The organism is Phaeobacter sp. SYSU ZJ3003, assembly GCF_041300735.1.
GTDB lineage: Bacteria > Pseudomonadota > Alphaproteobacteria > Rhodobacterales > Rhodobacteraceae > Phycobacter > Phycobacter gallaeciensis_A.
Genome location: NZ_PXNU01000035.1, coordinates 73,409 through 85,588, shown reverse-complemented (window position 1 = coordinate 85,588; position 12,180 = coordinate 73,409). Strand labels below are relative to the sequence as shown.

Here is a 12,180-nt window from a genome sequence, read left to right as displayed (position 1 = left end):
CTGGATCTCGCGGGTCGTCATGCCACGGGCATACATGCTGACGATCTTGCGATCGAACTCGGGAAAGCGGCGCTGATACTTGGCGATCAGCATCGGATCGAAGGTCCCGTTCCGGTCGCGGGGGATGTCCAGAACGACCTTGCCGCTGTCGGTGGTCACGGTCTTCTGGCTGCTGCCGTTTCGCCGATTGGGGGGCTGATTACGGCCCTCAGGCGCCTCCTCGGCGCGCTCTTCGTCAAGATGGACATCCATCTCCGTGCTCAGCGCACGTTCCGCCAGCGCCTTGGTCAGTTCCGCCAAGATGCCGCTCTTGCCAAATAGATCGCCGGGGGAACGGCCCTCCATCAGACGGTCCAGTAGGTCTTTATCGATGCTCATACGTGGGTCTCCTCTGTGAGCAGTTACCACGTCAGCGCACAAAATTCAGGATAGTCCCAAGGCTTTGTTAATTTTCGCTGGAAACGCCAAAATACCCATGCGCATTGAGGCAAAAATAATACCTCAGGAAGGGTGCCCTGCTTTCGCCTGTAGCGGTGCCCGTAAACGAGCAGTAAAAAGGGGCCGCGGCCGTTTCCCACTTTCCGCGGTCCCAATAAGCTGAGCGGTCCATAATAACAGCGCAAATGAGTTTCGCATCATTGGCTGAAGCACCGGCTGAATCAAAGCCGAACCCGCCAGAGCAGACGCCGCCCGAGAACTGAAAGGGCGTGCAAGGCCCCCGCGCAGCGCAGCAGGCGCGCTTGCCGGGGGCGGGACCCAGCTGGTTCCCGCCGACCTCATCAGCCCATGTGGCGGAAATCCGCGATCAGCCGGTCACCGGATGGCCGCGGTTCTGCATGCAGCGGATCACGTAGTCACGCTGGGCCTGTTTGACCTGGATGTCGCCTACGGCGGCACCAGCCATGGCGCCGGCAATCGCACCAACAAGCGCCTTGTCGCTGTTTTCGGTCGCCCCCACCAAGGCACCGCCTGCACCTCCGAGTGCGGCGCTTGTTCCGATGTGGCCTTGTCCGATCTGACGGGCCGAGGCCTGACATTGTGCCAGATCCGTTTGATAGTTCGGGCCCGGAGTTCCGGCCAGCGACAAGGGCGCGTCAACCGATGGCGTGTCGCATCCGGAAAGGGTCGCGGCGCATAGCCCTGCAATCGCGATGGTTCTCAGCATCATCGGGTTTCTCCTTTGTCCAAATGCATCTCTTGCCCATTCACTGTAGGCAGGAAGGTCCATCATGGCCAGTGTGCTGTCTGGCAAAGGAAAAGGCCGCGCCCATATGGGGCGCGGCCTTCGTGTTCTCTCGCTGTGATCCGCTGGGATCAGGCGTTGGTCTCTTCGTCGCCGGTCGCGGCCGGAGCGGCTTCGCCTTCGTCCTCATCGTCGGAGGCAGCGGAACCGATGTCGTCGAACAGCTCGGAGATTTCGAATTCAGCAGCGGCTTCCTCTTCGGCAGCCAGCTCCTGGATCGATTTGCCCGAGGCTTGCAGTTCGGCTTCTTCCGGCGAACGGGCCACGTTCAGCTTGATGGTGACCATGACTTCCGGGTGCAGGTGCACTTCGGCCACGTGCAGACCAAGGGTCTTGATCGGCTCGCGGATGATGACCTGCTTGCGGTCGACCGAGAAGCCTTCCTCGGTGGCAACGTCAGCTGCGTCACGCGGGGTGACCGAGCCGTAGAGGTTGCCGCCATCGGAAGCGGAGCGAATCACGATGAACTGCTGTCCGTCGAACTTTTCGCCCAGGGCTTCGGCTTCTTTCTTGGTCTCCAGGTTGCGCGCTTCCAGTTGCGCTTTCTGGGCTTCAAAAGAGGCGATGTTGGCTTCGGAAGCAACTTTGGCCTTGCTCTGCGGCAGCAGGTAGTTACGGGCGTAACCGGGTTTGACGTCTACGACGTCGCCCATCTGACCCAGCTTGGCCACACGTTCAAGAAGGATAACTTGCATGTCAGGTCTCCTTACTTCACGGCGTAGGGCAGCAGGGCGAGGAAGCGGGCGCGCTTGATGGCGCGGGCCAGTTCACGCTGCTTCTTCGCCGAAACGGCGGTGATACGGGAGGGAACGATTTTGCCGCGCTCAGAGATGTAGCGCTGCAGAAGACGGGTGTCTTTGTAATCGATCTTCGGCGCATTGTCGCCCGAGAAGGGGCACACTTTGCGGCGGCGGAAAAACGGTTTGGCTGCCATGGTTTAGCGTCCTTTTCTCAAGCGTTGATCAGCGGCGTTCACGGCGACCTTCACGGTCGTCACGCTTCTGCATCTGGACCGAGGGGCCTTCGTCGTGTTCGTCGACCTTGATGGTCAGAACACGCATGACGTCGTCATGCAGGCGCATCAGGCGTTCCATTTCCTGGATCGCCGCAGACGGTGCGTCGGTCTTCAGGAAGGCATAGTGGCCTTTACGGTTCTTGTTGATCTTGTAGGCCATCGTCTTGACGCCCCAGTACTCCTGGTCGACCAGCTTACCGCCGTTGTCGGACAGAACAGCACCGAAGTGTTCGATGAGGCCTTCAGCTTGCGAGTTGGACAGGTCCTGACGCGCAATCATTACATGCTCATAGAGGGGCATGCGAACTCCTGTTTGTGTCTAGGCGCATTTCATAGACGGGGCGATGTAGCCTTCCGCGGCCCTGTCACGAGAGTCTGCGCGGATCGAATGTCGTGCGGAAGGAAGCCCCGATATACAGGCTTTACCGATAAGAGCAAGGGATAAACGCAGCGCTACGCCTGCAATCACTCGGGGCCCGGCCTAAGGACATGCTTAAGGCCACTGTGGCGTGCGGGAAACCCCCTTGGTTTGGTCAAAATACTGCCGCATTCATCGGCTTCAACGTGGTTAATCAAGCATTAACGAGTGTCGGTTTGCCCGGCCAGCTACAGTGAGGACCCCATGCGCCTAGCCCAGATCCCGCACCCCGTCATTCCCGGATCCTTTGCCACAGCCCCTGGCCCCATGAGGGGCGGGTCGCTTGTGCTGGGGTTCAAAGCGAATTGGCCGATGCGGCGGATGCTGCTGCAGATGCTGGGCGTGGCTTTACTGCTCTGCGCGGCAGGCCTGTGGATGATGAACGCGGAAATGATGCACCCGGGGGACAAAGTGATCCGGGTGGGCGTTTGCGTGGTTTTTTTCTTTCTGGGGATGGTTCTGCTGACCATACGGCCCCTGCGGCCCGGGACAGAAGTTTGTTTCGATCCGGTGCGGCGGGAATTGCGGGTGCTGAGAACCAATAGCCAAGGCGCGGTCCGGACTATTCTGCGCCGCCGCTACGACAGCCTTGGGGCAGCACGGCTGACTTCGGCCACGGTTCAGTTGTTCGAGGCGGATGGCAGCCTGTTGTTCGAGGTGCCGCTGAGTACTGTGCAGTCCCGCAGCCTGTTGCGCGATCAGCTCAGCGGATCTGTGCCGCTGCTGACCTGAAAACCGCTTGAAAAATAGGCGCAGAATTTTCGCGGTTGCTCGGTAAGGTCTTGCAATCAAACAGATAACTTCCCGGTTCGCGGGCAACTGTTCGGTTAGGAACAGACAATGTGGAAAATTGCCAGTTTCATTTCGTCGCCCGGTGGCACAGGTGTTGGGCATACAAAATTCGTTCCAACGGAGTCCTCTGACGATGAAAAACCTTCTGCTTGCCGCCGCCCTGACCGGCGCCGCTGCCACCGCCGCTGTCGCCGCGCCTGAAAAATACGTGCTGGATTCCAGCCACAGCCAGGTGGTGTTCAACTACAACCACCTCGGCTTTTCGACCACTTGGGGCATGTTCTCGGGGTTTGAAGGCGAGATCATGTTCGACAAGGAAGATCCGGCAGCCTCCAGCGTTTCCGTATCGATGCCCGTGATGTCGATGCTGACCGGCTGGCAGGCGCGTTTCGATCACTTCATGTCCAATGACTTCTTTGCGGCAACCGAAGATGAAATGGTGACCTTCACCTCCACCGAGATCCATGTGTCCGGCGAGAACACCGCGCACATCACCGGCGATCTGACACTGAACGGTGTGACCAAATCTGTTGTGCTGGATGCCAAGCTGAACCAGTCGGGTGATCACCCGATGGCGGGCAAGCCCTGGGCGGGTTTCAATGCAACCACCACGCTGCTGCGCAGCGACTACGGTCTGGAAAAATTCGCTCCTTACGTCAGCGATGAAGTCCAGGTTCAGATCTCCATCGAAGCGATGAAAGCTGAATAAGCTACTGACACGATCGTAAGATCCGCCGCCGGTTCCAGTATGGGACCGGCGGCTTTTTTATGTCCGCAGGTGTGATGAGCTCTAGGGGGCTCAATAGGCTCTAGCGATGGCCGGAGGAGACGCGGGCAGGGAGGCATCTCAGCGAGAGCCGTAGGATCCCTGCTGCGTCCCCGATTATGGCGTGGAGGACAACAGGTACGGGTTTTCATACCCTTGGCCTCATTGCACCGTGGAGGCTGTACCTGTCGGGGCCGCCCCCATGCGGAGGCTCTGCCGCCGTTTTGTACCCATATACGATTATCGATGGCCCAAACGAAAACGCGGGCCACCGGAGTGGCCCGCGCAAGGAAACGCTTGGGGTTGAGGAAGGTCGCGTCAGTGGCGCGTCGCCTCCAGCTCCACCGAGATCTCCACCGCAAAGGCAAGCGTGCCTTCGTCCTGGGTGCCCTGACCGATATTGAAATCCAGCCGGTTGACGGTGGTCTGTCCGCGCATGCTGGCTTTGTCACCGTCCAGGGTCAGCTCGAATGGCAAGGTGATGGGCACGCTTTGATCGCGGATGGTGAGCGGTCCAACCGCCTTATAGCCGTCTGCGGTCTTTTCGATCTCACCTTCGAAGGTTGCGGTGGGATAGGTCGCCTGATCGAAGTAATCCGGGCCCATCGCCTGGTCCGTGACCGATCCAAGGGTCAGCGAAGCGATCGAGATGGTGACGGAAACATCGCCAGCCGGTCCCGGCGCTGTCGGCTCTTCGAAATTGATGTCTGCGTTCCAGTCGGCGAACTGACCGGTTACGCTGCTGCCCATCTGCACAACCGAGATGGCAAGGGTGCCGCTCTCGACGCGCCAGCCGGAGGTATCTGCGGTCTCGGTTTCCGCACTCGCGGTGGGCTGCGGTGCAGAGGTTGCGGCCTGCGTGGCTGTGGCGGTTTGGTCGTCGTCGAGACCAAGGAACGCACCGGTACCAAGGACCACTGCAAAGACGACAATGGCGGCAAGGGCAGGAAGGGCGCTGTGGCTTTGCGCCGGGGGCACGGGCAGATCACCGGATCCGGGCAGCATACGACGCAAGGTCGAATCCTTGTCGATCACATGATGCTTCAGCGCGCCCGCCACGTGCAGGACCAGCGCGGCCAGCAGGGTCCAGACCAGAATACCATGTGCTGCGCCAAATAGGCTGGCAACGCTTTCGGATTTGGCGACAAAGGGCAGGGACTGGCCAAAGGGCCAGAGGATCGGTGCGAAGCCCGTTGTCGCGGCGTGGTGGATCCAGCCGGTCAGCGGCACCGCCACCAGAGAGATATAGAGCATCCAGTGCACGATTTCGGCCGCCAGTGCTTCGGGCTTGTTGTCCGGGTGCAGCAGCCCCGGCTTCTCCTGCGTCACCGCCCAGAGAATCCGGGCCAGGGCCACAAAGAAGACGGCAACGCCGACCGTCTTGTGCAGGGAAAACAACAGCGTGGCGCGGGAAATGGTCTCCTGCGCGCCGTCAAAGCCGGGGCTTTGAATGGTGTGTGCCAGCTCGTTGGCAAAATAGCCAAGCGGGAAGGCGGCAAGGATCAGCAAGGCTGTCAGCCAGTGAAACGTCTTGGCGACACTGCCATAGCTGGAGAATGAATTGCGGCGGGACACGTGGACAAACCCTCCTTGGGTACGGGATACGACGACAGCCTACCGTGCGGGGGCGCGCATGCAATGCGGGCAGCTGTCAACCGGTGCACATGGGAGGTGCGCTGACGCGGCATCGGGCGCAGATCCCTTGTACGCAGGGTCAGCTGCGTCTAAACCGGCTGAAATGGCAAATAAAGATGGGGTCTTTGATGACTGTCGCATTCGTGTTTCCCGGGCAGGGTGCCCAGACAATCGGCATGGGCAAGGAGTTGGCCGAGGCCTATCCCGCCGCAAAAGCGGTGTTTGACGAGGTCGACGCGGCGCTGGGGGAATCCCTTAGCAACCTGATCTGGGAGGGTGATATCGAAACCTTGACCCTGACTCGCAATGCCCAGCCGGCGCTGATGGCGACCTCCATGGCCGCGATGCGCGCACTTGAGGCCGAAGGTATCACTATCAACAAGGCCGCTTTTGTCGCCGGGCATTCGCTGGGTGAGTATTCAGCGCTGGCTGCTGCCGGGGCGATCTCGGTGGCCGATACCGCGCGTCTGCTGCGCACCCGCGGCGCTGCCATGCAGGACGCCGTGCCGGTGGGCGAGGGCGCCATGGCCGCGATCCTGGGGCTGGATCTTGACGCAGTGCGGGCCGTTGCCGAAGAGGCCGCTCAGGGCGAGGTTTGCCAGGCTGCCAATGATAACGACCCGACGCAGGTTGTGGTCTCCGGATCCAAGGCCGCTGTTGAGCGCGCCGCCGTGATTGCCAAGGAAAAGGGCGCCAAGCGCGCCGTGATGCTGCCGGTCAGTGCCCCGTTCCACTGCGCGCTGATGCAGCCTGCCGCCGATGTGATGGCCGAGGCCTTGGCAGGTGTTGAGATCAAAGCCCCTGCCGTGCCGCTGATCGCCAATGTCCGCGCTGATGAGGTGACCGATCCCGATACCATCCGCCAGCTGCTGGTCGAGCAGGTCACCGGCTCGGTGCGCTGGCGCGAAAGCGTGCAGGCGATGGCCGCCAAGGGGGTGACCGAATTCTGGGAAATCGGCGCGGGCAAGGCCCTGTCCGGTATGATCCGCAAGATCGACCGCAGCCTGACTTGCCGTCAGTTCGGCACCGCCGAGGGCGTCAAAGCAGCGGTTGAAGGCTGACGCGCGGCCTGAGCGATATGTCTGCCGGTTGCCCGGCGGGACGTGGTCGCCCGGGTGGGCGCAAACGGGCCCGCCATGGGGCGGGCGGACGCGTCCCGACGCTTGCGCGCCGGGAGAAGACCATAAATAGCGTCTCTGCATGAGGCCGTTCAAAGACTTGAGGAAAAGAACATGTTTGATCTGACTGGCAAGACTGCCCTCATCACCGGCGCATCCGGCGGTATTGGCGGCGATATCGCCCGCGCGCTGCATGCTGCTGGCGCCACTGTTGCCCTTTCCGGCACCCGCGAAGAGCCGTTGAAGGCCCTGGCCGAGGAACTGGGCGAGCGCGCCTTTGTGCTGCCTTGCAACCTCAGCGACGCGGACGCCGTCGAAGCGCTGCCGAAACAGGCGGCTGAGGCAATGGGCTCCGTTGATATCCTCGTGAACAACGCAGGCATCACCAAAGACAACCTGTTCATGCGCATGAAGGACGAGGAATGGCAGAGCGTTCTGGACGTGAACCTCACGTCCACCATGCGCCTGTGCCGGGGCGTGCTGCGCGGCATGATGAAGGCGCGCTGGGGCCGGATCATCAATATTTCCTCAGTGGTCGGTGCAACCGGCAACCCGGGGCAGGCCAACTACGCAGCCTCCAAGGCCGGTATGGTTGGCATGTCCAAATCCCTCGCCTACGAAGTGGCCAACCGGGGCATCACCGTCAATGCGGTTGCCCCCGGTTTCATTGCCACGGCGATGACCGACAAGCTGAACGACAACCAAAAGGACGCGATCCTGACACAGATCCCAGCAGGCCGCATGGGAGATTCGAAAGAGATCGCTGCCGCGGTTCTATACCTTGCCAGCGCCGAGGCCGCTTATGTGACCGGCAGCACCCTGCACGTGAATGGCGGTATGGCGATGCTGTGATTAGCAATAGCCTTGCCGCGCCGGATTGCGGCGTTGCAGAATGATGAAAAAGGGGCCCTCTCGGGCTCCTTTTTTGCGCCCGTCAGAGGTGATCTCCTTCACAAGTATCTGTTAACAAAAACTTTATGGTGAAATCCGCGGCGCGGGGCTTGTGGGCGTTCCCCACAACCTCCATTTGCCAGTGCAGCACGCGTTTTAACCCGTTCTCTGGATCACCCGGAACGGCGCGAAAACGTTTGCCTCTGGGCGCGTCTGTGCTATAGGCGGCCCATATTTCCGCTGACGAAGGGGTTTGACCCCTGTCTCGGTCAGCCCCCGCCCGGCGGGGGCACAACCGCCCGGATCGGGCAAAACCACGCCAGCCCGAGCGGGTAAGGGCAAAACCGGGCAGATTGCCCTGAAGAAAAAACGAGGAATGGATATGAGCGACGTCGCAGACCGCGTGAAAAAGATCGTTGTAGAGCACCTGGGTGTTGAAGAAGCCAAAGTGACCGAGAATGCCTCGTTCATCGACGACCTGGGCGCAGACAGCCTGGACACGGTCGAGCTGGTTATGGCCTTTGAAGAAGAGTTCGGAATCGAAATTCCGGACGATGCAGCCGAAACCATCCAGACCTTCGGCGACGCAGTGAAATTCATCACTGAAGCTTCCTAAGATACGTCATTCACATATCTGTGAATGCCAAGGCGGCGCTTTCCTACCGGGAAGCGCCGTTTTGCGTCATGGAGGGTGGACGGTTTTGTGGCGAGGTGATCATGGACGTCCCCAGTCTGTGGTATGCTGGGGGCGATATCCTGATCCAACCCGCTAGGAGGACCTATGCCATGATGATCTACCCCACGATGGAGCTGATGAACGGCGGTTGCGTAACGCTGGACAAGGGGCGCCTGGAGGAACCGGTTCTTTGGCATGTGGATCCGGTCAAGACGGCCAAGGATTTTGCGGCCGCCGGAGCGGAATGGATGCACCTGACCGACTTTAATGCGGTGCAGGGCGATGATTCCAATGCCGCCCTTGTCGAGGAAATCATCCGCAGCGTCGGCATTCCGGTGCAACTGGGGGGCGGCCTGCGAAGCCGCGAGCAGGTCGAGCACTGGATCGACCTTGGTGCCGGGCGGGTCACCGTCAGCACCCTGGCCGCGCGGGATCCGGCGCTGGTCAGCGAACTGGCCAAGCAACACCCCGATCAGATCGTGCTCGCGGTGGATGTCTGGCAGGGGCAGGTGATGACCGAAGGCTGGCGTCAATCCGGTGCGTTCTCTCCTGAAGCCTATATCGCCGCCTTTGAAAACGCGCCTTTCGCGGCAATCCTGGTCACCGATATCGACAGCGACATGTCCGAGGTCGAGGCGCAGCTGGGGCTGATTTCCGGTCTCGCAGCCGAGGCGAAAGCGCCGGTCATCGCCAGCGGCGTGGTGCGCAACGTGGATGACATTTCGCGGTTGAAATACATCCCCAATATTGCCGGTGCCTTGGTCGGGCGGGCGCTGTTCCGCAAGACGCTGACGCTTGAGGAAGCGCTGGAAACCGCGCGTCCGCAACCCGAACCCGTCGCGGAATTTCGCTAAAGCACCGATGACGCGGTCGTTACTTCGGCGCTCTGCGGGCTCCGGCGGCGGATGCTCCGGGCTACCAAGGTGATAGGTCAGTCGCTTAGTCTGCTGAAAAGAAATGAAAACATCCTTCGGCGCAGCAGGCCGTAGGGTGTTTTTCTTTGGTGGCTCTCCGACAATACAGTCCGACCGGCCCATCTGCGCGGACCTGCGTCGGCGCTCTTGCACCTTTTTGTAAATCCAAGGTATCTGGATGGGCGAAAAATGCCGAGGCAGAGGAGAGCATGGAATGCGTCGAGTAGTTGTCACCGGACTTGGCCTGGTTACCCCTTTGGCCAGCGGGGTAGAAGAAACATGGTCGCGTCTGCTGGAAGGTAAATCCGGCGCCGGGCCGATCACCCTGTTCGATGCCCATGAAAGCGGCGTCGCCACCACCTATGCCTGCGAAGTCCCGCGCGGTGATGGCACCGATGGTACCTTCAACCCCGATGAGTTCCTTGCCCCCAAGGAACAGCGCAAGGTGGATGATTTCATCCTCTATGGCATGGCGGCTGCGGATATGGCCGTCAAGGATGCGGGCTGGACCCCGAGCGATGAGGAAAGCCTGCTGCGCACCGGCGTGATGATCGGCTCCGGCATCGGCGGGCTCAGCTCGATCGCAGATACCGCGGTTCTGATCAAGGAACGCGGTCCGCGCCGTGTCTCTCCCTTCTTCATTCCTGGCTCGCTGATTAACCTTGCCTCCGGTCAGGTGTCGATCCGTTATGGCTTCCGCGGCCCGAACCACTCGGTCGTCACCGCCTGTTCCACCGGCGCGCATGCCATTGGTGATGCCAGCCGCATCATCCGCGCAGGCGATGCTGACGTGATGGTTGCCGGCGGCGCCGAGGCGGCGATCTGCGAGATCGGCATCGCCGGTTTCAACGCGTGCAAGGCGCTCAGCACCAAATACGGCAACGATCCGCAATCCGCGAGCCGCCCCTATGATGAGGACCGCGATGGTTTCGTCATGGGCGAGGGTGCCGGCGTGGTGGTGCTGGAAGAATACGAACACGCCAAGGCGCGCGGCGCCAAGATCTATGCCGAGGTCCTGGGTTACGGCATGTCGGGCGACGCCTATCACATCACCGCCCCGTCGGAATCGGGTGAGGGTGGCGAGCGCGCCATGCGGGCTGCGCTGTCCAATGCGGGCCTGAAGCCGACAGACGTGGATTACATCAACGCACATGGCACCTCGACCATGGCCGACACGATCGAGCTGGGCGCGGTTGAGCGGATGCTGGGCGATCACGCGGGCAATGTCACCATGTCCTCGACCAAATCGTCGACCGGGCACCTTCTGGGTGCGGCCGGCGCGATCGAGGCGATCTTCTCGATCCTGGCGATCCGCGATCAGGTGGCACCGCCGACCATCAACCTGGACAACCCCGCCATCGAAAGCCGGGTCGATCTGGCGCCCAACGCCAAACGCGAACGCAAGATCGACGTGGCCCTGTCGAACTCCTTCGGTTTTGGCGGCACCAATGCTTCGGTGATCTTCGGAAAGCCGAAATAAATGTGGCGCGCACTGGCCTCCAACATGCTGACGGTCCTCATCGTGGCGCTGTTCCTCTTGGGCGGCGTCATCATGTGGGGCCAGTCGCAATACACCTCTGAGGGACCGCTGGAGCAGGCCATCTGCCTGCGCGTCAAAAGCGGCTCCAACATGACCCGCGTGTCCCGCACGCTGGAGGATCAGGGCGCGGTGACCTCCGGGGCCCTGTTCCGGGTTGGTGTGAAATACAGCGACAAGGCATCGCTGCTGAAGGCAGGTAGTTACCTGGTACAGCCCGGCGCTTCGATGGAGGAGATCGTCGATCAGATCACCCGTGGCGGCGCCAGCACCTGCGGCACCGAGATCGTCTATCGCGTCGGCGTCACCCGGGTTCTGGCTGAGGTGCGCGAATTGGATCCGGCCAGCAACCGGTTCGTGGAGCGGGCAGAGTTCAACCCCGCCGAGGATGAAGCGCCTGCCGAATACCTTGAGAAAAAGGCCGAAGCCGACACCCGGTTCCGTATCGCACTGGCCGAAGGTGTGACCAGCTGGCAGGTGACCGAGGCGCTAAAGTCCATGGATATCCTTGAAGGCGATCCCGGTGAGCGCCCGCCCGAGGGCATGCTGGCGCCGGACAGCTATGAGGTCACGCCCGGTGATGAGCGGGCAGCGATCCTTGCAGAAATGCAAGAACGTCAAGTCCTGCGCATCAATGCCGCCTGGGAAGGCCGCTCTGCGGATGCTGCTGTGGAAACGCCCGAAGAGATGCTGATCCTCGCCTCGATCATCGAAAAGGAAACCGGTGTTGCCGAGGAACGTGGGCAAGTGGCCAGCGTCTTTACCAACCGTCTGAAACGCGGCATGCGTTTGCAGACCGACCCGACGGTGATCTATGGTGTCACCCAAGGCGAGGGCGTGCTGGGACGTGGTCTGCGTCAAAGCGAGCTGCGCCGGGTAACGCCTTGGAATACCTATGTCATCGAAGGGCTGCCGCCGACCCCAATTGCCAACCCTGGCTTTGCCAGCCTGGAGGCCGCGGTCAATCCGGATGAAACGGATTACCTGTTCTTCGTCGCTGATGGCACGGGTGGCCATGCCTTTGCCGAAACCCTGGCCGAGCACAACCGCAACGTGGTCAAGTGGCGCCAGATCGAGGCAGAGCGTAGCAGTGATTGAGGCGTCCTTTATCTGACGCTGGCACCCAGCGGCGGAGGACAAATTCACAGTGATACAAAAGGGCGCCTCGGCGCCCT

General features: G+C 61.1%; 14 protein-coding genes. 8 read left to right on the top strand and 6 right to left on the bottom strand.

All coding sequences use genetic code 11. The annotated features are described in order from the left end of the window. The 5 genes from C6W91_RS14125 to rpsF all read right to left on the bottom strand — a co-directional run. The coding region (locus C6W91_RS14125) for a transposase (RefSeq protein WP_370570945.1) at positions 1-378 on the bottom strand (378 nt) is incomplete at its 3' end. Positions 379-805: 427 nt separating this feature from the next. Further along, entirely contained in the window at positions 806-1,168 is a 363-nt protein-coding gene (locus C6W91_RS14120; RefSeq protein WP_274829187.1) for a hypothetical protein, read from the bottom strand. 146 nt (positions 1,169-1,314) lie between these two features. Further along, positions 1,315-1,938 (bottom strand): 50S ribosomal protein L9, encoded by a 624-nt coding sequence (gene rplI / locus C6W91_RS14115; protein ID WP_065270424.1) that lies wholly within the window; start codon positions 1,936-1,938, stop codon positions 1,315-1,317. Between the two features lie 11 nt (positions 1,939-1,949). After that, entirely contained in the window at positions 1,950-2,177 is a 228-nt protein-coding gene (gene rpsR / locus C6W91_RS14110) for a 30S ribosomal protein S18 (RefSeq protein ID WP_005982441.1), read from the bottom strand. Positions 2,178-2,205: 28 nt separating this feature from the next. Next, the gene (rpsF, locus tag C6W91_RS14105) at positions 2,206-2,559 is read right to left on the bottom strand and encodes a 30S ribosomal protein S6 (protein ID WP_065270423.1); all 354 of its coding nucleotides are present in this window, start codon (positions 2,557-2,559) and stop codon (positions 2,206-2,208) included. Between the two features lie 321 nt (positions 2,560-2,880). Between rpsF and C6W91_RS14100 the strand changes: the two genes are divergently transcribed. Further along, a complete protein-coding gene (locus C6W91_RS14100) occupies positions 2,881-3,408 on the top strand; it encodes a hypothetical protein (protein ID WP_370570944.1) in 528 nt (175 codons plus the stop codon). A gap of 193 nt (positions 3,409-3,601) precedes the next feature. Then, positions 3,602-4,177: a YceI family protein gene (locus C6W91_RS14095; protein WP_274839125.1), complete on the top strand. Its 576-nt coding sequence runs from the start codon at positions 3,602-3,604 to the stop codon at positions 4,175-4,177. A 375-nt stretch (positions 4,178-4,552) separates the two neighbouring features. Here C6W91_RS14095 and C6W91_RS14090 read toward each other — a convergent pair whose 3' ends face one another. Further along, positions 4,553-5,809, bottom strand: a complete 1,257-nt coding sequence (locus tag C6W91_RS14090; RefSeq protein ID WP_368981488.1) for a cytochrome b/b6 domain-containing protein — start codon at positions 5,807-5,809, stop codon at positions 4,553-4,555. 188 nt (positions 5,810-5,997) lie between these two features. Here C6W91_RS14090 and fabD point away from each other — a divergent pair, with 188 nt between their 5' ends. From fabD to mltG, 6 genes are all read left to right on the top strand, one after another. Then, positions 5,998-6,930 carry an ACP S-malonyltransferase gene (gene fabD / locus C6W91_RS14085; RefSeq protein ID WP_274829199.1) on the top strand — a complete coding sequence of 311 codons (933 nt, stop codon included), beginning with the start codon at positions 5,998-6,000 and terminating at the stop codon, positions 6,928-6,930. 171 nt (positions 6,931-7,101) lie between these two features. Then, positions 7,102-7,839, top strand: coding sequence for a 3-oxoacyl-ACP reductase FabG (fabG, locus tag C6W91_RS14080; protein ID WP_065270419.1), 738 nt, complete (start codon positions 7,102-7,104; stop codon positions 7,837-7,839). Between the two features lie 421 nt (positions 7,840-8,260). After that, positions 8,261-8,494, top strand: a complete 234-nt coding sequence (locus tag C6W91_RS14075; protein WP_065273474.1) for an acyl carrier protein — start codon at positions 8,261-8,263, stop codon at positions 8,492-8,494. 170 nt (positions 8,495-8,664) lie between these two features. Next, on the top strand, positions 8,665-9,408 hold the full coding sequence (locus tag C6W91_RS14070) for a HisA/HisF-related TIM barrel protein (RefSeq protein ID WP_065273473.1): 744 nt from the start codon (positions 8,665-8,667) through the stop codon (positions 9,406-9,408). Positions 9,409-9,682: 274 nt separating this feature from the next. Then, entirely contained in the window at positions 9,683-10,948 is a 1,266-nt protein-coding gene (fabF, locus tag C6W91_RS14065) for a beta-ketoacyl-ACP synthase II (protein ID WP_274837151.1), read from the top strand. After that, a complete protein-coding gene (mltG, locus tag C6W91_RS14060) occupies positions 10,949-12,103 on the top strand; it encodes an endolytic transglycosylase MltG (RefSeq protein ID WP_065270417.1) in 1,155 nt (384 codons plus the stop codon). It abuts the gene before it with no gap. Positions 12,104-12,180: the final 77 nt, after the last annotated feature.